Annotated in this window: 22 protein-coding genes, 1 riboswitch and 1 other annotated feature; of the genes, 15 read left to right on the plus strand and 7 right to left on the minus strand. The window is 34.9% G+C overall.

The window, feature by feature from the left end; all coding sequences use genetic code 11:
- The first annotated feature begins 148 nt into the window (after positions 1–148).
- From gltP to NSS97_RS07605, 3 genes are all read left to right on the plus strand, one after another.
- Entirely contained in the window at positions 149–1,423 is a 1,275-nt protein-coding gene (gene gltP, locus NSS97_RS07595; protein WP_002030692.1) for a glutamate/aspartate:proton symporter GltP, read from the plus strand.
- A 68-nt stretch (positions 1,424–1,491) separates the two neighbouring features.
- The gene (locus NSS97_RS07600; protein ID WP_002135200.1) at positions 1,492–2,010 is read left to right on the plus strand and encodes a DUF402 domain-containing protein; all 519 of its coding nucleotides are present in this window, start codon (positions 1,492–1,494) and stop codon (positions 2,008–2,010) included.
- Positions 2,011–2,130: 120 nt separating this feature from the next.
- Positions 2,131–2,236: riboswitch (SAM riboswitch) on the plus strand.
- 94 nt (positions 2,237–2,330) lie between these two features.
- On the plus strand, positions 2,331–3,647 hold the full coding sequence (locus NSS97_RS07605) for a Na+/H+ antiporter NhaC family protein (RefSeq protein WP_341112082.1): 1,317 nt from the start codon (positions 2,331–2,333) through the stop codon (positions 3,645–3,647).
- Between the two features lie 68 nt (positions 3,648–3,715).
- Here NSS97_RS07605 and NSS97_RS07610 read toward each other — a convergent pair whose 3' ends face one another.
- Positions 3,716–4,138, minus strand: coding sequence for a GNAT family N-acetyltransferase (locus NSS97_RS07610; protein ID WP_107886959.1), 423 nt, complete (start codon positions 4,136–4,138; stop codon positions 3,716–3,718).
- Between the two features lie 310 nt (positions 4,139–4,448).
- Between NSS97_RS07610 and NSS97_RS07615 the strand changes: the two genes are divergently transcribed.
- The 6 genes from NSS97_RS07615 (at position 4,449) to NSS97_RS07640 (ending at position 8,410) form a co-directional block, all read left to right on the plus strand.
- Positions 4,449–4,805 carry a lmo0954 family membrane protein gene (locus NSS97_RS07615; protein ID WP_341112083.1) on the plus strand — a complete coding sequence of 119 codons (357 nt, stop codon included), beginning with the start codon at positions 4,449–4,451 and terminating at the stop codon, positions 4,803–4,805.
- 44 nt (positions 4,806–4,849) lie between these two features.
- Complete coding sequence (locus tag NSS97_RS07620; RefSeq protein ID WP_002011675.1) at positions 4,850–5,512, plus strand: PspA/IM30 family protein; 663 nt, start codon at positions 4,850–4,852, stop codon at positions 5,510–5,512.
- A gap of 106 nt (positions 5,513–5,618) precedes the next feature.
- The gene (gene liaF, locus NSS97_RS07625) at positions 5,619–6,359 is read left to right on the plus strand and encodes a cell wall-active antibiotics response protein LiaF (RefSeq protein ID WP_002126337.1); all 741 of its coding nucleotides are present in this window, start codon (positions 5,619–5,621) and stop codon (positions 6,357–6,359) included.
- A complete protein-coding gene (locus tag NSS97_RS07630; RefSeq protein WP_341112086.1) occupies positions 6,359–7,414 on the plus strand; it encodes a sensor histidine kinase in 1,056 nt (351 codons plus the stop codon). The genes liaF and NSS97_RS07630 overlap by 1 nt, the downstream gene beginning before the upstream one ends.
- Positions 7,411–8,043 carry a response regulator gene (locus NSS97_RS07635; RefSeq protein ID WP_000598709.1) on the plus strand — a complete coding sequence of 211 codons (633 nt, stop codon included), beginning with the start codon at positions 7,411–7,413 and terminating at the stop codon, positions 8,041–8,043. Before NSS97_RS07630 ends, NSS97_RS07635 begins: the two co-directional genes overlap by 4 nt.
- A 10-nt stretch (positions 8,044–8,053) precedes the next feature.
- Positions 8,054–8,410: a DUF3992 domain-containing protein gene (locus tag NSS97_RS07640; RefSeq protein ID WP_060750572.1), complete on the plus strand. Its 357-nt coding sequence runs from the start codon at positions 8,054–8,056 to the stop codon at positions 8,408–8,410.
- Positions 8,411–8,434: 24 nt separating this feature from the next.
- Here NSS97_RS07640 and brnQ3 read toward each other — a convergent pair whose 3' ends face one another.
- Positions 8,435–9,790: a branched-chain amino acid transport system II carrier protein BrnQ3 gene (gene brnQ3, locus NSS97_RS07645; protein ID WP_044437985.1), complete on the minus strand. Its 1,356-nt coding sequence runs from the start codon at positions 9,788–9,790 to the stop codon at positions 8,435–8,437.
- A gap of 59 nt (positions 9,791–9,849) precedes the next feature.
- Positions 9,850–10,108 (minus strand) — a binding site (T-box leader).
- Positions 10,109–10,370: 262 nt separating this feature from the next.
- On the opposite strand from brnQ3, the gene NSS97_RS07650 reads away from it, so the two are divergent.
- A complete protein-coding gene (locus NSS97_RS07650; protein ID WP_000880630.1) occupies positions 10,371–10,580 on the plus strand; it encodes a hypothetical protein in 210 nt (69 codons plus the stop codon).
- A 39-nt stretch (positions 10,581–10,619) separates the two neighbouring features.
- Here NSS97_RS07650 and NSS97_RS07655 read toward each other — a convergent pair whose 3' ends face one another.
- Positions 10,620–11,396, minus strand: coding sequence for a class I SAM-dependent methyltransferase (locus NSS97_RS07655; RefSeq protein ID WP_044437987.1), 777 nt, complete (start codon positions 11,394–11,396; stop codon positions 10,620–10,622).
- 108 nt (positions 11,397–11,504) lie between these two features.
- Between NSS97_RS07655 and NSS97_RS07660 the strand changes: the two genes are divergently transcribed.
- Positions 11,505–12,356: a hypothetical protein gene (locus tag NSS97_RS07660; RefSeq protein WP_107886958.1), complete on the plus strand. Its 852-nt coding sequence runs from the start codon at positions 11,505–11,507 to the stop codon at positions 12,354–12,356.
- A gap of 183 nt (positions 12,357–12,539) precedes the next feature.
- Here NSS97_RS07660 and NSS97_RS07665 read toward each other — a convergent pair whose 3' ends face one another.
- Complete coding sequence (locus NSS97_RS07665) at positions 12,540–12,737, minus strand: hypothetical protein (protein ID WP_000776287.1); 198 nt, start codon at positions 12,735–12,737, stop codon at positions 12,540–12,542.
- Between the two features lie 152 nt (positions 12,738–12,889).
- On the opposite strand from NSS97_RS07665, the gene NSS97_RS07670 reads away from it, so the two are divergent.
- From NSS97_RS07670 to hmpA, 3 genes are all read left to right on the plus strand, one after another.
- Complete coding sequence (locus tag NSS97_RS07670) at positions 12,890–13,987, plus strand: site-2 protease family protein (protein ID WP_002011667.1); 1,098 nt, start codon at positions 12,890–12,892, stop codon at positions 13,985–13,987.
- Positions 13,988–14,101: 114 nt separating this feature from the next.
- On the plus strand, positions 14,102–14,620 hold the full coding sequence (locus tag NSS97_RS07675; protein ID WP_061688841.1) for a hypothetical protein: 519 nt from the start codon (positions 14,102–14,104) through the stop codon (positions 14,618–14,620).
- A 191-nt stretch (positions 14,621–14,811) separates the two neighbouring features.
- Positions 14,812–16,020, plus strand: a complete 1,209-nt coding sequence (gene hmpA / locus NSS97_RS07680; protein ID WP_107886957.1) for an NO-inducible flavohemoprotein — start codon at positions 14,812–14,814, stop codon at positions 16,018–16,020.
- A 29-nt stretch (positions 16,021–16,049) separates the two neighbouring features.
- Here the strand turns inward: hmpA and NSS97_RS07685 are convergent, their stop codons facing one another.
- A complete protein-coding gene (locus tag NSS97_RS07685; protein WP_002086692.1) occupies positions 16,050–16,562 on the minus strand; it encodes a Crp/Fnr family transcriptional regulator in 513 nt (170 codons plus the stop codon).
- Between the two features lie 170 nt (positions 16,563–16,732).
- Between NSS97_RS07685 and NSS97_RS07690 the strand changes: the two genes are divergently transcribed.
- Positions 16,733–16,960, plus strand: coding sequence for a hypothetical protein (locus NSS97_RS07690; RefSeq protein WP_000883004.1), 228 nt, complete (start codon positions 16,733–16,735; stop codon positions 16,958–16,960).
- Between the two features lie 293 nt (positions 16,961–17,253).
- Here NSS97_RS07690 and NSS97_RS07695 read toward each other — a convergent pair whose 3' ends face one another.
- Positions 17,254–18,054, minus strand: coding sequence for a sulfite exporter TauE/SafE family protein (locus tag NSS97_RS07695; protein WP_002086690.1), 801 nt, complete (start codon positions 18,052–18,054; stop codon positions 17,254–17,256).
- A 117-nt stretch (positions 18,055–18,171) separates the two neighbouring features.
- Positions 18,172–19,170 (minus strand): inorganic phosphate transporter, encoded by a 999-nt coding sequence (locus tag NSS97_RS07700; protein WP_002126356.1) that lies wholly within the window; start codon positions 19,168–19,170, stop codon positions 18,172–18,174.
- Positions 19,171–19,176: the final 6 nt, after the last annotated feature.

A 19,176-nucleotide genomic window follows, 5' to 3' on the forward strand; every position in this document is an offset into this window, starting at 1 on the left:
GTTGTCAGATTTTAAATTTTGATTTATGATTTTCAACAGGGACAAAATGTAGTGAATTGTCGAATAATATGTAATACTCTTAATTTCAAGTTTTATAGAGATAGAATGAGAGATAGAGTGACACATCGAAGAGGGGGTTACCACAAGTATGAAAAGAATAGGACTTGCATGGCAAATTTTAATAGGACTTGCGCTTGGTATTGCAGTTGGGGCGATTTTCTTTGGCAATCAGGAAGTGGTGAAGTACTTACAACCAATTGGTGATATTTTCATCCGATTAATTAAGATGATTGTTGTACCGATTGTTGTAGCGAGTATTGTTGTTGGGGTTGCTGGTGTTGGCGATATTAAAAAGTTAGGTCGACTAGGCGGAAAAACAATTATTTACTTTGAAATTATTACAACGATTGCAATTGCTGTCGGTCTATTAATAGCAAACATTTTCCAACCTGGAAAAGGCGTTGATATGGATAAGTTAACAAAAACAGATATTTCTAAATATACACATACGACAGAGCAAGTACAAAGTCATTCGTTCGCAGATACGTTTGTAAATATTGTTCCGACGAACATTATGAAATCATTAGCTGAAGGTGATATGCTTGCTATTATCTTCTTCTCAGTATTATTTGGTTTAGGTGTAGCAGCAATTGGTGAGCGTGGCAAACCAGTTCTACAATTTTTCCAAGGTGTAGCAGATGCAATGTTTTATGTAACGAACCAAGTTATGAAGTTTGCACCATTTGGTGTATTCGCATTAATTGGTGTTACAGTTTCTACATTCGGATTAGCTTCATTAATTCCATTAGGGAAATTACTCATTGTAGTATACGGAGCAATGATCTTCTTCGTTGTAGTTGTATTAGGACTTACAGCGAAAATATTCGGTATTAACATTTTCCAATTCTTTAAAATTTTAAAAGACGAGCTGATCTTAGCGTACTCTACAGCAAGTTCAGAAACGGTTTTACCGAAAATTATGGAGAAAATGGAGAAATTCGGTTGTCCGAAAGCAATTACATCTTTCGTTATTCCAACAGGTTATTCATTTAACTTAGATGGATCAACTTTATATCAAGCAATTGCGGCAATTTTCTTAGCGCAAATGTACGGTATTGAATTATCCATTACACAACAAATTACGTTATTACTTGTATTAATGGTTACATCAAAAGGTATCGCGGGTGTACCGGGTGTATCATTCGTTGTATTATTAGCAACACTTGGTACAGTAGGTATTCCAGCTGAAGGTTTAGCGTTTATTGCAGGTATTGACCGTATTCTTGATATGGCTCGTACAGCAGTTAACGTTGTAGGTAACTCTTTAGCGGCTGTAGTTATGTCTAAGTGGGAAGGTCAATATGACGCTGAAAAAGGACAAGCCTATTTAAAAGAGATATCTGAAAAGGGTCAAGCAGCTTAATTATAATATGAACAAGCTCTCACATAATATGTGGGGGCTTTTCTATATATAGAAGAGGAGCGGACGTAATGAAACGTAAATATGGTGACGGTTCTTCGTGGAAGCGACTAATAGAGAAGGATTATAGGGTTAAGCAAGTAGAGGATGGAATGTTAGGAATACTGGACATAAAAAAAGTGAGAGAACCTAGTCATAAAGAATACAATGGTAAACAGCTTTGCATTGCAGGTGATGGGTATACATGGATGCAATATTTTATAAACGGGAAAAACTTTGCAATTACAGCTATGTTAGACAATCAAAAACAATTAGTACAATATTATATCGACGTGACGAAAGAATATAAAATAGACGAGCGTGGTTTACCTTATTTTGATGATTTATATTTAGATGTAGTATTGTTACCGAACGGTGAGATCTATGTACTGGATGAAGACGAGTTAGAGGATGCCTATAAAATTGGTGATGTTACAAAAGAAGAATATGAGTTAGCATGGAATACAACAAAATGGATTATCGCGACGATAAAAAATAGAAAATTTTATTGGATCTCAATATTGGATAAAGAAATCGAAAAGTTAAAATGATTGGTTTATTCATATTTTTGTATAATTACCAAAAAAATCTATACAAAAAATAATTGACTTTTGTTTTGTAAGCGAGTAAAGTTAGGAAAGAAATTATTATTGAAAAATAAATATGAAACCTTCTTATAAAGAGAGGCGGAGGGACTGGCCCTACGATGCCTCGGCAGCGGACTCGATTTCAGAGTGCTGTGCCAAATCCAGCAAGCATGTGCTTGAAAGATGAGAAGAGTGTTTCTTATAGATGTATAAGACCTCTTCTCATCGGAAGAGGTCTTTTGTTGTTCATTAGAAAAGGTTGAAAACTAGGGAGAGATGATACTTTGAAAGAAACGAGAGGAAATGGTTTAGCGTTATTACCACTTGGAATATTTTTGGCGCTATTTATTGGTTCTGGAATTATTACAGGTGATTTCTATAAATTGCCGATACTTGTAGCAATTTCAATTGCTGTAGGAATTGCTTTAGTGATGAATCGTAAGGAAAGCTTTAATGTGAAAGTAGAACGATTTGCTAAAGGTGCAGGAAACCCTGATATTATGATCATGGTTCTGATTTTTGTACTTGCAGGGGCGTTTTCTGAAACAGCAAAAGGAATGGGCGGAGTTGATTCCACTGTTAACTTAGCGTTATCTATTTTACCCCAAGGATTTATCGTTGCTGGAATTTTTGTTATAGGGGCATTTATTTCATTAGCGATGGGAACTTCAATGGGAACAATTGCTGCATTAGCACCGATTGCTGTAGGTATTAGTGGGCAAACAGATATCTCAATTGCACTTACGATGGCTACTGTTGTGGGCGGAGCGATGTTTGGCGATAATTTATCATTTATTTCTGATACGACAATTGCTGCTGTTCGTTCGCAAGGAACAGAAATGAAAGATAAGTTTAAAACGAATTTTTTAATTGTATTGCCAGCTGCAATCATTACAATTGTAATATTAGTAATGATTACTTTAGGCAATGATACAGAAATTAAAGCTCATACATTTGATTGGGTGAAGATTTTACCATATGCAGGTGTACTTGTTACAGCGCTACTTGGCTGGAATGTACTTATTGTATTAACCGGTGGAACGGTACTATCTGGTGTTATCGGTCTTATAGATGGAAGTTATACGTTAGAGAGTTTCTTTAAAAGTGTAACGACTGGAATGAGCGGTATGATGGAGTTAGTGTTACTTGCCATTTTAATCGGTGGTATGGTTGAACTTATCCAGTATAATGGTGGCATTCAATATTTAATGAATCTTTTAACACGTAATATTCATTCGAAAAAAGGAGCGGAGTTTGGTATTGCTGGCTTAGTGAGTATGACGAATGTGTGTACAGCAAACAATACAATCTCTATCATTTTTACAGGTCCGCTTGCGAAAAATATTGCGGATCAGTATGAAATTGATCCCCGTAAATCAGCGAGTGTACTGGATCTTTTCTCTTGCTGTGTACAGGGGTTAATCCCGTATGGTGCTCAAATGTTAACAGCGGCAGGATTTGCTGCGTTATCTCCGGTCGAATTGTTACCATATGCATTTTATCCAATTTTAGTTGGAGTATGTGGAATCATTTCTATATTAATTGGTTTCCCGAGATTTTCTAAAGTGGCGGAAAAAAAAGAGTATCATAAAACTGCATAACATAAAGAGACATTTATTATTAGCAGTTGAAAACGCTCGGAGAACATTCTCTGAGCGTTTTTTATTATTTATAAATCCTTTTTCAAATAGTAGTGTTTATAATCTCTTCCTACGTTATCGAGGATACCATACTCTTTATAACCATATTTTTTATAGAAATCTAATGCTTGAAAGCTTAAAGTGTCAACTTTTATAAAATCACAATTTCTTTCTAAAGCGATTTTTTCTACTTCTAATAACAGTTTAGTTCCATACCCTAATGCACGTATACCTTCATCGATGATAAAAGAGTGAATCTCTAACCAATTCCAACAGACTTCACCTAATATTCCCCCGCATATTTTACCATTTTCATCTTTAAGAAATAAATGAATCTCTAAGTATCTGTCTCTTAAATCAGATGGAAAGTGCTTTAAATTATATTCATAAAGCTGATTGTTTATATAGTTTTTAGCGGCGGTATTGATTTCTTTCGTAATGTGTAAATTCATGATATATCCCCTTTAATTTAAATGTAGCCTTCTGATTTATTTTAACATAATTTTCTTAATAATATATTTAATGTAATTTAATAAACATTTGTATGTATTGCTAATTTTTTGGACGCGCAAGTTGAGATTTTCATCCGTTATTGAATAAGAATTTTTCTGTATCTATACGCATCGCATACATGTTCGTTTTGCAAAAGGCTGAATTTAACTCAGTCTTAAGTCTGAGTTAAAAACGGTTCTTAAGCTCGTTATGAAAAAATGAAAAAATAGTTAAGATAAGAGTATCAAATCGAAGGGAGGCAAGCACAAGATGAAACAATTTCTAGCGTTTATCGCAGCTGGTATTTTGGCTTTAATTGCTCTTGGTAGTCTTGCTGGTATTGTAGGATTCGCCATTGGAGCAGGAGTTGTGTACTGGAGCTATAAATCATTTGTGCGAGCTAAATCATTCTTTGGAAAGTTAGCTTGGGGTATTGTTGGTTTAATCGGTTTGTCCATTGCACTTTCTCATTCCCCAGCATTAATCGGTATCGCAGCATTAGTAGTTTTATACTACGGATACCGTGAGTGGAAAAAAGAAAAAAATGTAGTTGTTGATTCTGCTCCAGAAAGTGCTAAACCATATAGCAACTTTGAAGATGAGTGGAACAAGTTAATGAAAAACTAATATAAAATAAATCAAATTATAAAGTAGAAGAGAGGAAGATTATAATGAAACAATCTTTATTCGGACGTGTACGCGATGCAATTTTAGCTGATTTTCATAATGTGTTAGATGAGAAAGAAAGAAAAAATCCAATTGCTATGTTAAACCAATATTTACGAGATAGTGAGCGTGAAATAACAAAAATTGAGAAGTTAATTCAGCGTCATAAAACATTAAAATCTAACTTCGCTCGTGAGCTTGAGCAAGCACGTTATTTCGTTAATAAAAGATCAAAGCAAGCTATCATCGCACAAGAAGCAGGCGAATTGCAATTGCATGAACGTGCATTAGAAGAAGTAGCGTATTATGAAGGGCAAGTAACTCGCTTAGAAGAAATGTATGCTGGTGTTGTAGAGCAAATTGATGAGTTAGAGCGTCGTCTTTCAGAAATGAAAAATAAATTAAAAGAAATGAACGCAAAGCGTATGGAATTAATGGCACGTGAAAATATGGCGCATGCAAACCGCCGTATGAATACTGCTATGCATAAAATGGATGAAAATAATCCGTTCTTACGATTCGAAGAAATTGAAGATCACATTCGTGACATAGAACTTCGTATAAATGAAGAGCATGAGCGTGATACATTTGATATGAAAATTGCAAAACTAGAGAGTGAAATGAAAGAGAAAAATGAAGTATCGTTAACGAAAGAAGTAACAAAATAATTGTAGTATATAATAAAACAGGCTTATGATATAGTGATAGGAGAAAAGGTGTTGGAAAGCAATGCCTTTTCTTCTATGTATATGTGACAAGGAGGGGGGAGCTGAAATGAAGAAGCAATTTTCAAAAACACAATTTATGGGGATGCTCCTCATCATATTTGGATTCGGTCTTTTTCTTGATATGATACTTGGACATTTTGAACCAGGTGGTCTAATATTTGCATTTATTATGATTATGTTTGGAAGACATTATCGAAAGAAGAACCGTTATGTAAGAGGGAATGTATTTTTATTTGTCGGTGGTATTGTCTTCTTATTCTTCTTATTTTCATCAGCGGCATTCGTACTTGTTGTGTTTGCTTGTTTAGCTTTGATTGGTTATCAACTTATTCAACAAGGACATCGGCAAAAAGCAATGAAAGTTGAAATTAAAGAAAAAGGATATATAAATGAAGAAAAACAAATATATCGTACAGAACCGTATATAAAAAATATGTTTGTAGGTAATGTACGAATGATGGATCATATTTATGAAATAGAGGATATTAACGTCCAATATGGTGCTTGTGACGTCGAGATTGATTTAACAACTGCTATGATTCCAGAGGGAGAAACGGTTATTGTGATTCGGGGCGTCATTGGTAATATTCGCTTATATGTACCATATGATATTGAATTGTCTTTAAATCATTCTGTTATTGTTGGGCGAGTGCTCCTGCCAGGACACGAAGAAACTGGATTTAACCGTAATGTTACGTTTAGAACAGAACAGTATAAAGAAGCCCCTCGTCGTATTAAAATTATTTCTTCGCTTGTCGTAGGCGATACGGAAGTGAGGAAAGTATAATGAAAAAACAAAGGAATATTTCGTGGATGTATATTCGTTATTCTATGTTGTCCTCTGTGAGTATCGCACTTATTTGTACAATTGTATATGTATGGAAAAGCGAGCAACAAGTTTATGATTTACTCTGGAAAGAATCCATTGCTTCTGTTCCAATTGGCTTGTTTATTATGAGTACGAGTCTTCTTATCGGAGGAATTGTAGGATATGCAATCGGTTATTATATAGAACAGCGTATACAAGGATTAAATACTTTTCTATTTGAAGTAGAGCGAGGGAATTTTCCGAGTGATGTTTCATTTACTGCGGACGATGAATTTCATGAAGTGGAACGAAAAGTAATTGGTCTTGCTCGTCGCTTAGAGGAGCAAGCTGGGCTATTTCAAAAAGTAACGAATGAACGAGCCCATTGGAATGAAGAGATGAGACAAGAAGCGATTTCTCAAGAAAGGCATCGATTAGCGAGAGAGCTGCACGATTCTGTAAGTCAGCAGCTTTTTGCAATGTCGATGATGATGTCAGCCATTAATGAGCAAGCAGCTGAAATTCCAGACACGACGAAAAAACAGTTGCAGCTTGTTGAGAATATGGTTGTAAATGCACAATCAGAAATGAGAGCATTGCTCCTTCATTTACGCCCAGTGCAGTTAGAAGGTAAGAAACTAACAGAGGGTATAGAAGAATTATTAACAGAACTGTCTAGAAAGCAACATATGAAAATTGAATGGTTAATTGAACCGATTCAATTAAAAAAAGGTGTAGAGGATCATTTATTCCGTATTGTACAAGAGGCGCTGTCTAATACTTTACGGCATGCGAAGGCAAAGAAAACCGAAGTACGTCTTCGGAAAATTGATCAATATGCGATTTTGAAAATTATTGATGACGGTGTTGGGTTTAAAGTTGGTGTTAATAAGGCTGGTTCATACGGTTTAAGGTCAATGCAAGAGCGAGTTCATGAAATTGGTGGTACATTAAAAATTCTTAGTTTTCCGAATAAAGGTACGCAAATAGAAGTGAAAGTACCTATTATGATTGAGAGAGGGGGAGAATCATGATAAAAGTATTACTAGTTGATGATCATGAAATGGTTCGAATGGGTGTATCAGCATATTTATCAACGCAGCCAGATATTGAAGTAGTTGGAGAAGCTGAAAATGGAAGAAAAGGTTCAGAGTTAGCTTTGCAATTAAGACCGGATATTATTTTAATGGACCTTGTTATGGATGAGATGGATGGGGTTGAAGCGACACGTGCTATTATTCAAGAATGGCCAGAAGCGAAAATTGTAGTTGTCACGAGCTTTTTAGATGATGAAAAGTTATATCCTGTTATTGAGGCGGGGGCGACAAGTTATTTATTAAAAACATCAAGAGCGAGTGATATTGCAGATGCTGTAAGAGCTACTTATGATGGGGAAACGGTATTAGAGCCGAAAGTTACTGGCAAAATGATGTCTCGTATGCGTCAGAAGAAAGAACAACCTTTGCATGAGGAGTTAACAGAAAGAGAGTCTGAAATTTTGTTATTAATTGCGGAGGGGAAAAGTAATCAAGAGATTGCAGATGAGTTGTTTATTGCCCTTAAAACAGTAAAGACACATGTGAGTAATATATTAAATAAGCTAAATGTAAGTGACCGGACACAGGCGGTTATTTATGCGTTTAGACACCAATTGACGAAATAAGAAGGAAGCTTTGACTATATATGGTCAAAGCTTTTTATTGACGGTTATTTATGTAAGCGTTATCATTAAGGTGTTAACAGTACATACAAAGGGGAGAGAGTGTATGTTAGTTCAAACGATATTTGGAATGGATGAAACGAAAAAATTAGGTAACTATGTGGATGCGTTGCAAGCACTTTGTGAACAATATGATATTGAAACAGATCGTATTGCAATTATTGAGGCGACAGAAGAATATTATTTATTTCTAGTGAAGCAAGAAGATTGCTATGATGTTGTAAAAGTAGAAACAGTGGATACGAATATTGATTACTATACGAAAGCTTATAAAGTAAGTAGCTTTAATCATACTTCTTATCAAATGTAAAAAACTCCCGAAATGGGAGTTTTTTTATGATACTTTCGATTCAGGTGAATGATCCGTTAATGGTACTGCTTTGGCGCCACTTAATTTTGCGATAGCAAAACCGATAATAGCCCCAACTAATGCTGGTACTAACCAGCCAATTCCTTCATTATATAATGGAATAAACTCGAAATAAGATGTGATAGATGAAACAGGAATATTCCCTTGTTTTAATCCATCAAATACGCTCACAACTGCAGAACCAATTAACGCACCTACATAAACAGAACGATATCCACCGAAATATTTATGAAGTAATGATAGTAATACGAGTACAATCGCAATTGGATATACAACAAGTAAAATAGGAACAGAGATTGCGATAATTTTTGTTAAACCTAAGTTGGCAACTAATAATCCTAATGTGCAAATGACACTTGCTAACGTTGTGTATGAAAATTTTGTTAATAATGTTGAGAAGTATTGACTGCATGCAGATACAAGTCCAATACATGTTGTTAAGCAAGCGAGTGTAACGATAAGAGATAATAGAATTAGACCATATGGACCGAGTAATTGTTGTACGATAACGGTAAGTAGCTGTCCGCCGTTTGTTGCGTATCCGAGAGAGACACTAGTTGTACCGAGCCAGCCAAGTGCACCATATACAAGTACGAGACCAGTAGCGGCAATAAGTCCTGCTTTTGTTGTTGCGATGGCAATTGATTTGCGGTCATTCACACCTTTTGAGCGAATTGCATTTACAACGATAATTCCAAATGCAAGCGCTGAAATGGTATCCATCGTTAAGTATCCTTCCATAAAACCTTTGAAAACTGGAGAAGTTTGATACTCTTGCATTGCTGGTCCTGATTGCCCAAGTGGTGAAAATACACTCTTAAAGAATAATAAGAAAATAGAGAGTAATAAAATAGGTGTTAATACGCTTCCGATACGATCGACGAGTTTAGAAGGATTTAAACTAAGCCAAAATACGATAGCAAAGAAGATGACTGTGTATAAAAATAGCGTTAGGCTGCTAGAGCGAATAGTTTCTGGTAAGAAAGAACTAATTCCCATTTCATAAGCGACATTAGCAACACGTGGGATGCCCATAGATGGACCGATTGCAATGTATACAACTACCGTAAAGAATATTCCGAATAATGGGTGAACATGACTCGCAAGTTGTTGCATTCCATTTCCTGATAGAGAAATAGCGATAACAGTAAGTAGTGGTAAGCCGACTCCTGTTAGTAAAAAACCAATCATTGCTGGCCAAAAGTTTTCACCAGCATTTTGTCCAAGCATTGGAGGGAAAATCAAATTTCCTGCTCCAAAAAATAAAGAAAACAGCATAAGACCTGTGAAAAAAACATGTTTTTTTGATACAGTGTTCATTGTTTTTTTTCTCCTTTTTTGTAAATTCATTGTAAGAACACAAAAAACTCGTCCCTTAAGAAAGGGACGAGTTATATTTACCCGCGATACCACCCTAATTTATACATGTAGAAATATATCTATATGTATACGGCTTTACAACGTACAACATGATACGTGTTCCTTGTAACGGGGGACGACCGGTAAGAACTTACTTTAGCATTCGGTTCTACTTCTCGGAGATGATTTTCGGTTACGAACTGAGCGTTGGCTTTCAGCAAAATACCACCTCTCTGGGGAACAGCTCTATAACATACTCGTTCTCGTCAATGAATTTTTATTCAAGTATTCTGACAACATTTTTACATGTTTTTTTTAGAAAGTCAACATATTTTTTGGGAAATACACTTTCCTGTAGAAATATAGCTGAGAATATAAGGGTTAATACTATTTATAAAAATGCTGTAAAACATTATAGAGAATTGTAAAGTTTATGGAGAAAATCGATATTTATAGGAGTAAGGAAGGAATTGTTTGAATTTGCAGAGAATAATACAACAATCCACTTGCTGGAAAGAACAAACCAAAAGAGGTGACTGAAATGCTTGCGATGGGAGTATTATTTGGCATTATTGCTATAATTGGTTTTATGTGGTTATATTATTCGCGTTCGTTTAAACAAGCAGAAGTTTTACTCTTTCAAAAAGGTAGTTTGTTGACAAATCAGTCTAGATATTTAGTATGTCCGAAGTGTGGAAGTGCACAGGCCAGGAGTGGAGGATATCAAGAGTGTTGCAAAATTAGATTATGAAAGAAGGAAGCCTCACATTATTTTGTGAGGCTTCCTTCCTTACAATTTTTTCGCGCTCCAAATTGTCCAACGATCTCTTTCGATGATAGGAGAGACGTTTTGTAATGCCGTTTGGATATGATGTAGAAGTTGAGAAATTTCATTATCTGTTAGTTCATATAGAATGGATCGACCTGTTCGAGGAGATAAATCTTGTAGCAAAGCCTCTACAGAATCATGTACTTTTCGTACTTCCCATTGTGTTTGAATGGGGAGCGCTTGAAGAGGATATGTTTGTAATAATTGCTGTATAGTAGTGGTTTTTGGTCTTCTTTGCGCTTCTGTTTCAATGAGTTTTGGAAAGACCGAGAAAAAATATCCACGAAGGTGTTCAGGACTTCCTGGGATTATACAATCTTCAATGGTCCGGTCTTGTAAAATAAGTAGACCGTCTTTTTTTAATATACGAGAAGCCTCTCGTATAAATGTGGGAATATCATGCAAATGATGAATGACTGCACGAGAAATGACAAGGTCGAATGTTTCATTAGGGAATGAGATATTATGTGCATCACCGTGAATGAATGAAATGTTTGGGAAGGCATTACAATTTTCTTTTGCAGCTTGTAATATTTCTTTTGAAAAATCAAGCCCAACAACATTTTTGGCTCCCATAAGAGCAAGTTTTTTCGTATAAATGCCTCCACCACAACCTATATCAATTATTTGTTTGTTTTGTACATCTACAATATTGTTTATTGTTTCCTGCCATGAAATATGTGCGTTACGATTTGCATACGTATACTTATTATTTGCATCATGAAAATTAATGGACATTGTAAAATCCTCCCTTCAGTTTATAGTATAGCTCATTCTATATAATATAACGTTTTTGTTTTATGCATGAGGATTATAAGAATTTCTTATTGGAAAAGGAGAATCGATTTGAAAGGGAAATATTTAATGTTTTTATGTGTTATTTTACTCGCGTCGTGTGGTCAATCTGAGCAAAAGAAAGAACCGAAACAAGTAGAGGAGACAGTGAATGAAATGAGAGAACCATTACAAGTAACTGTTATGCAAAAAGGTAAAGAAGAAAAAAATTTAAAGAAAATGGATGCGGAGTTGGTGGTGGATATTATAAACAAAGCGGAAAAACAAGAAGTAACGGGTAGTTTTGGTGAACCAGAATATGAAATACAAATTAGTAGTGATGGAAAAAAAGAAACATATTATGCATGGTTAAGAGGAGAAGATCGCCGAGGATGGATTCAATATAAGAAAGATATGTATATGCTTAACGAAAAAGATACGGAAAAGCTTTTGGCTATCTTTCCAAAGATTTCAGAACAAAAAGAAGATGAGATGCAGGTAGGTACTTTAACGGAAGTAACAAAAAAAGACATGCAGATTACTGCGTTTCATATTAAAGCAGGTGATCAAAAAATGAATTATACAGTACGTTATACGATTTCACAATCACTATATAATAAGTTAGCAAAGGAACAAGAATATTATTTGCAATTAATTTTCCCGGAAAAGGTTCAAAAATTAATTGGCGCAAAAGAGAGTGAGATAATTTCAGCTGAAAAAGTAAAGGAAGGGTATAAACAGTATGAGTTGAATGTTACTGTTCCGATAAAAGATGCTTCAGAATCACAATTAAAATCACTAGAAACCTATTATGATAATCACGATTTACAAATATTAAATAGTAAGAAAGAAAAAGTAGGAGCATTTCAAAACATTATTCAAATTGTTAAAGAGTATGGTGAAAAAATGAATTTACAAAGATAAAGTGAAATTTTAATCAGTGGGGGCATCCCCCGCTGATTATTAGCACGACTCCTACCTAAATTCTTTGCTCCAGCCGAATTTTGAGGTGGGATTCTTACTGCCCGTAAATAGCGGGCAGTAAGAATCATAAAGTCTATATGGCCTTTCCTAGGAAATGATAATAGAGGGGAAAGATCCCCTCTATTATTTTGCTTTTGCAGATGGCTCATTCATTGATTTTCGTGTAATTAGAAAGGAAATCATAAGAGCAGAAAGAATAATAAGGGCTATAAATAAGTGATTTGGCAACCAATCTAATAATAATACGTAGCTGACGGTATAAAAAATAAGAGTTGAAGCTAAAAACGATAGAGCGCCTATCATAAGAGATTGTAATTTCATTTGTATTTACCTCCTTTTATTTTTATTTTTGGCTAAAAATGGATGTAATAAACATTATTTCTAACAATAGAAAAAAATATGTCATAATAGAGAAAAAGAATAAGTTTTGATGAGTGTATATGGCTCAATAAAGCGAGATAAAGGAGAGGAATATGAAAAATAATAAAAAAGGATTATGGGGAGTTATCGTTGCAATAGGGTTATTTTTACTATCTAAGTTAAAATGGGTATTTGCAATTTTTAAGTTAGCAAAATTTTCAACAGTATTTAGTATGTTTTTATCGCTTGGTGCATACGCAGTCATATATGGTTGGAAGTTTGGGGTAGCACTCGTATATTTATTGTTTGTACATGAGATGGGGCATTTATGGGCAGCGAGAAAGAAAGGTATACCAACATCGCCAGCAATCTTCATACCATTTATGGGAGCTCTTATTGGGATGAAAGAGATGCCGAAAAATGCAAAAGATGAAGCTTACATTGCATATATGGGACCTCTTTTCGGATTGCTTTCGTTTTTACCCGCGATCCCACTGTATATAATAACGAAAGAGCCGTTTTGGGCGCTTATTATTTTACTTGGAAGTATGATTAATTTCTTTAACTTAATTCCAGTTTCTCCATTAGATGGTGGACGAATAATTTCAGTTGTAAGCACGAAAATTTGGGGGGCAGGGCTAGTTTTACTACTCGGCTATTCTATTTACTTCAAAAGTATTTTAGGAGGATTTATTTTTATTATCGGCTGTATGGAACTATATAGAGTAATAAAGAGAGATGAGCCGATTAAGGAATTAGGATATAAAATCGATGGAATGAAAGAATATGTTGCTAGGCTTGAAGAGGAATTAAAAGAAACTGGTGCGGTGCATCGAACGATTTATATGATTCACCATGAAATGAATGTATTAAGACAAAGAGAACGTGAAAAAGAATTAAAAACAGGAGAACTTCAAAAGATTGAAGTGCTAGAGTACCTTTTACCAAAATTTGAGCCACTTGATTATGTCCCATATGAAGATGAAAAAGAAATGCATACAATTCATATAAGAGAAGCATTTGAAATGTCAGAAAGAAAATTAAATGAATGGGAAACAGAAAAGGAACAACAAGAAAATTATTATAAAGTCGATACGAAAACGAAATGGACAGTATTTGCTTGTTATATCGGATTAATGGCTATACTCGGTTATACAGCTTATGAAGGTTATGTTGTTTTACAAGAGCATTTACCAAGGAGAAGTTTGTAGAAAAATAGTGTCGAAATGAAAAGGAGGATTTAAACAGGAATTACATTTCTACGAGAGAATGTTACAAGTGTAACAGTACATTGTAATATTCATAGTAGAAAAGGGGTTCTGTATATGAAGAAATTGTTAAGTGTATTGGTAACTATTACTGTGATGGCAATAGCGAGCTATAGTCTTATGAAAGTACTATTATATTATGCGAATAAGTCTGCTGGAGTAAATACAGTAGCACAAATAGAAGAGGTGCAAGAGAAGAAGAAGACACTCGATTTTGTTCGTACGACACATGAAAGTTATAATAATTTCTTGAATTATGGCAAGGCAGAGAAATATACAGATGGGGATTGGAAACATTTTAAACAATGGTTTCAAGAGCAAGAAGCCTCTTTAAAAAATATACATAAAGAAATAAAAAATGAAAAAATAAAACGCGATGTGAATAGAAGTTATGAAATTGTAAAAAAAGGTGTGGAGCTTCAGAATATGGAGTATGTAATCTATGCTCATCGCGTATATCATGACTTGGATATACTTGTAAATAAATATAAAGGTGAGACGAATGTATGGGGGTATACCGAGTTTGGAGATGGGCAGAATATACAAGTAATTGAACAAGCAATACAAACGAAGTAGTAGGCTAGCTAGAATTCTAGTTAGCTTTTTTTTGAGCACTATTAATGATGGCTAATTAAAATTTACTTAATATGTGCATTGTTCATATATTTTTCACAAAAACACCATGTTAATAGTGATTAAAATCACAATATGAATTATACAATTCAGTTAAACTAAAAACAGTTAAGGAAATAGAGGAGTGGGATACAATGTTAAGTGCAAAAACAATTGAAATCGTAAAGTCAACAGTACCGTTATTACAAGAAAAAGGCGTTGAGATTACAACGAGATTTTATCAAATTTTATTTTCGGAACATCCGGAGTTATTGAATATTTTCAACCATACGAACCAGAAAAAAGGAAGACAACAACAAGCATTAGCAAATGCTGTTTATGCAGCTGCAATGTACATTGATAATTTAGAAGCTATTATTCCAGTTGTAAAACAAATCGGTCATAAGCATAGAAGTTTAGGTATTAAAGCAGAGCATTATCCAATAGTAGGTACATGCTTACTACGAGCGATTAAAGAGGTCGCAGGCGCACCTGATGAAGTTTTAAATGCATGGGGAGAAGCGTATGGCGTCATTGCTGATGCATTCATTAGCATTGAAGCGGGTATGTATGAAGAAGCTGCACATAAAGAAGGTGGATGGAAAGATTTCCGCAACTTTGTGATTGTTAAAAAAGTGAAGGAAAGCGACGTTATTACATCATTTTATTTAAAACCTGAAGATGGCGGGAAAGTTTCTTCATTCATCCCAGGACAATATGTAACGATTCAAATAAATATTAAAGGTGAGACATATACACATAATCGTCAATATAGCTTGTCTGATGCTCCAGGAAAAGAATATTATCGTATTAGTGTAAAGAAAGAAAAAGGTGTAGATACACCAGATGGTAAAGTATCTAATTACTTACATGATCATGTAGGGGAAGGGGATGTCTTACCAGTAAGTGTACCAGCGGGAGATTTCGTATTAAATATGGAGTCAACATTACCTGTTGTACTAATTAGTGGTGGAGTAGGTATTACACCGATGATGAGTATGTTAAATACGTTAATTGAACAAGAATCAAAGCGTAATGTATGCTTTGTTCATGCGGCGATAAATAGTAATACACATGCGATGAAAGAGCATGTTGAGACAGTAGAAAAAGAGTATGAACAAGTTAAAGCATATACTTGCTATTCTTCACCGACAGAGCAAGATGTGGAAATGAAGAATTTTGATCAAGAAGGATTCATTGAACGTGAATGGTTACAAACTATTATTCCAACGACTGATGCAGAATTTTATTTCTGCGGTCCAGTACCATTTATGAAACATATAAATGCTGCATTAATTGATTTGGGTGTTAAACAAGAGAACATTCATTATGAATTTTTCGGTCCCGCAGCAAGCTTACAATAGGTTAACGTTGCCAAGCGAAAAACGAGGTATTATTTTACCTCGTTTTTTGCTTGTTCTCTAAGTAAGCGATTTACTGTTTCGCGGCGTACACCTATGAGCTGACCAATTTCAGTTTGTGTTAATATTTCATAAATAGGGATGTCACCTAAATAAAAGGTGAACCACTCTTGTAAACGATGAAGGCGCTCTTTAGGAGAGACAGTTGTCAATTGATCGATACGCTGTTGCATCATTCTTAACTTCGATTGTAATTGTATAGCGATATTTTCATATGATGCAGGATTTGCCTGAAGTTTGTCGTACCATTCATTGCTAATTATAGGCTCCACTTCTGTTTTCATTAAAGCGATAGCTGTACCGTGATATTCCTTCGGTGAAATTAAAGAGTGGTGAGGTATCGTTTCACCAGGAACGATAATATTAAATAAAAATGGTGTTCCGTCTTCTTCTAACCGAATAACTTTTAATAAACCTGTTTTTATAAAATATAATGGACCGTCCTCACCTTGACGGAATAATACATCTCCCTTATGTAGAATCAATGTTAGCCCCCCATTAAAACATTTCTATTTCTTATATTTTAGCGTATATGTATAAAGACAATATGCTCTTTAAACAGCAATTTCATTGACGAAATGTATGCTATTACAGTAGTATACTATTTAGTGTGTAATAGTACTAGCAATGAATACGCTGTAGGGGGTTTAGTATATTGTTAGATGCGATGAAGATGACGGATATGAGAATTCCGGCGAATGCTATCATTCATGTGGAAGAGATGAAAGGTGGAGTCGTTTTATCCGTTGAAATAGACGGCCAAATTATTTATACGATGGCTTATGATGAAGAAACAGATAGTTATGCTGAATTATATGATCGAAACGATAAGAGGGCGTGCCAGGTACATGAAGACTTTATGGGATGGTCACTTCTTCACTAAAAAGATGTCAATATGACATCTTTTTTTATTGAATCGATAGATTATACAAAGAAATGAAATATAAGGATAAAATTTGTAATAAATGATTTTGCATTGTTAGCGCTTTGTAACTGTAAGATAACTGTTTTTTCGCTATCATAAAGATAACAGTCATAGCTATAGGAGTGATCTACTTGAAGAAATTACATATTTCAAATTTTATGCTATTAAGTGTTTGTTTAGTTTTATTTGTTCTCCTAGGAGCCTTTTTATATTCATGTGTATAAGAAAAAACGCATTCTAGAAAGAACGCGTTATAAAAATGAAGTAATGATTAATCTAGTTCCAAGAATAATTAATGTGATACGTAATAAATTAATTACTGCATTACCGCTTAATTTTGTGTTAATATAAGCCCCGATTTTTCCGCCAATCCATGCACCAGGAATAAGAATTAATGCATAAGCCCAGCTGACATTTCCTAGAGAGATGTGAGTTAAAGAACTTACAATTGCTGAGAGAAATACGATAAACATTGAAGTTGCTACAGCAATGTGTGCTGGGAACGCAAAAAGGAGCATCATCGCTGGCACAAGTAAGGCACCACCACCGATTCCAAATAATCCGGATATAAATCCAACTATAAAGGCAATAAAGATAGCGAGAAATGGTGGAAATTGATAGTCTACAGTATTTCCTTCGTTATCTGTAAAAGATCGCTTAATTACAGTCATATTTGATAGGGAAAGAGGTTTCAATTTGTCTCGTAGTATAAGAAGAATGGAGACGAATATAAGAAAAATCCCAAAGTATAAAGAAAATGTATCTTGGTTTAAAAATTTGTTTGCCCATGATCCGATAATACCACCAGGGCCACTCCCGATAAATAAAATAAGTCCACTTTTGTAATCTACCCGTTTATGTTTCATATAAGTAAGGGTAGAAGCCAGCCCTGTAAAAACGACTGTTACCATAGAAGTTCCTACTGCGAGTTGTGGTGATAAACTGTGTAATCCAATTAATAACGGAACGATAATAATTCCGCCTCCAAGTCCGACTAGGCTCCCGACTGTCCCGGCGATTAATCCGATGAAAAGTAACATGATGTATTCCAAAATTGCCAACTCCTCTATATAACTTATCCATCAATCATTATACACGCTTTTTAATAAGAAATAGGCTTGTTCACAAAAAAGTCGTCTTCCTAGAAAAATAAGGAAGACGACTTTTGATTAAAAGATTAAGTGTAATAAGTAGTAAAATAATGCAGCTAAAGAAGCTGAAATAGGAAGTGTAATAACCCATGTAATTAACATGCGTTTTGCAGTTCCCCATTTTACACCTTTCACGCGATGTGAAGCACCAACTCCTAAAATAGAAGAAGAGATAACGTGCGTCGTACTAACCGGTAAGTGAATAAATGTTGCGCCGAAAATAACAAGTGATGATGATAAATCGGCAGCTACACCATTTACAGGACGAATTTTCATAATTTGTCCACCGACAGTTTTAATAATTTTCCAACCACCGACAGAAGTACCAAGACCCATTGCGATTGCACAAGATAATTGTACCCAGAAAGGGATATCGCCAGAAGTATGATAGTTATTGGCCATAAGAGCCATCGTAATGATTCCCATTGCTTTTTGTGCATCATTCGTACCGTGCGTATAAGCTTGTAATGCAGCGGTGAAAATCTGGAATATACGGAAGTTCTTGTTCGTTTTCGTTAAGTTAAAGTTTTTAAATACCACTTTAAAAATACTATATACGATGTAACCAATAACAAAAGCGATAATCGGTGAAATGATTAAAGCTTCAAGAATTTTTATAAACCCTTTATAGTTTAATGAGCTAATACCAGCAGCAGCAATTGCTGCACCAGCGATTGCGCCAATGATTGCATGCGAAGAACTACTTGGAATGCCATAGTACCAAGTGATCAAATTCCAGACTATTGCCGCAAGCAAAGCAGCTAAAATTACAAGAGAACCATTTTGCAAGGCAAACGGGTCAACAATATCTTTTGTAATCGTTTTTGCTACACCTGTAAATGTCATCGCACCTAAAAAGTTCATAATAGCTGCCATAACAATTGCATGTCTAGGCTTTAGAGCTTTCGTTGAAACAGCCGTTGCAATAGCGTTTGCTGTATCGTGAAATCCATTGATAAAGTCAAAAGCTAAAGCGCAAATGACTACTAAAACGGTCAGTATCAAGAGTGTATCCATGATCAA

It is taken from the genome of Bacillus sp. FSL R12-0074, assembly GCF_038005725.1.
In the GTDB taxonomy this organism is placed as follows: domain Bacteria; phylum Bacillota; class Bacilli; order Bacillales; family Bacillaceae_G; genus Bacillus_A; species Bacillus_A mycoides.

Excerpts from the sequence above, each read along its gene's own strand:
- gltP (WP_002030692.1), top strand. The coding sequence starts at position 149 with ATGAAAAGAATAGGACTTGCATGGCAAATTTTAATAGGACTTGCGCTT.
- NSS97_RS07600 (WP_002135200.1), top strand. The coding sequence starts at position 1,492 with ATGAAACGTAAATATGGTGACGGTTCTTCGTGGAAGCGACTAATAGAG.
- NSS97_RS07610 (WP_107886959.1), bottom strand. The coding sequence starts at position 4,138 with ATGAATTTACACATTACGAAAGAAATCAATACCGCCGCTAAAAACTAT.
- NSS97_RS07615 (WP_341112083.1), top strand. The coding sequence starts at position 4,449 with ATGAAACAATTTCTAGCGTTTATCGCAGCTGGTATTTTGGCTTTAATT.
- NSS97_RS07620 (WP_002011675.1), top strand. The coding sequence starts at position 4,850 with ATGAAACAATCTTTATTCGGACGTGTACGCGATGCAATTTTAGCTGAT.
- liaF (WP_002126337.1), top strand. The coding sequence starts at position 5,619 with ATGAAGAAGCAATTTTCAAAAACACAATTTATGGGGATGCTCCTCATC.
- NSS97_RS07630 (WP_341112086.1), top strand. The coding sequence starts at position 6,359 with ATGAAAAAACAAAGGAATATTTCGTGGATGTATATTCGTTATTCTATG.
- NSS97_RS07635 (WP_000598709.1), top strand. The coding sequence starts at position 7,411 with ATGATAAAAGTATTACTAGTTGATGATCATGAAATGGTTCGAATGGGT.
- brnQ3 (WP_044437985.1), bottom strand. The coding sequence starts at position 9,790 with ATGAACACTGTATCAAAAAAACATGTTTTTTTCACAGGTCTTATGCTG.
- NSS97_RS07650 (WP_000880630.1), top strand. The coding sequence starts at position 10,371 with ATGCTTGCGATGGGAGTATTATTTGGCATTATTGCTATAATTGGTTTT.
- NSS97_RS07655 (WP_044437987.1), bottom strand. The coding sequence starts at position 11,396 with ATGTCCATTAATTTTCATGATGCAAATAATAAGTATACGTATGCAAAT.
- NSS97_RS07665 (WP_000776287.1), bottom strand. The coding sequence starts at position 12,737 with ATGAAATTACAATCTCTTATGATAGGCGCTCTATCGTTTTTAGCTTCA.
- NSS97_RS07670 (WP_002011667.1), top strand. The coding sequence starts at position 12,890 with ATGAAAAATAATAAAAAAGGATTATGGGGAGTTATCGTTGCAATAGGG.
- NSS97_RS07675 (WP_061688841.1), top strand. The coding sequence starts at position 14,102 with ATGAAGAAATTGTTAAGTGTATTGGTAACTATTACTGTGATGGCAATA.
- hmpA (WP_107886957.1), top strand. The coding sequence starts at position 14,812 with ATGTTAAGTGCAAAAACAATTGAAATCGTAAAGTCAACAGTACCGTTA.
- NSS97_RS07700 (WP_002126356.1), bottom strand. The coding sequence starts at position 19,170 with ATGGATACACTCTTGATACTGACCGTTTTAGTAGTCATTTGCGCTTTA.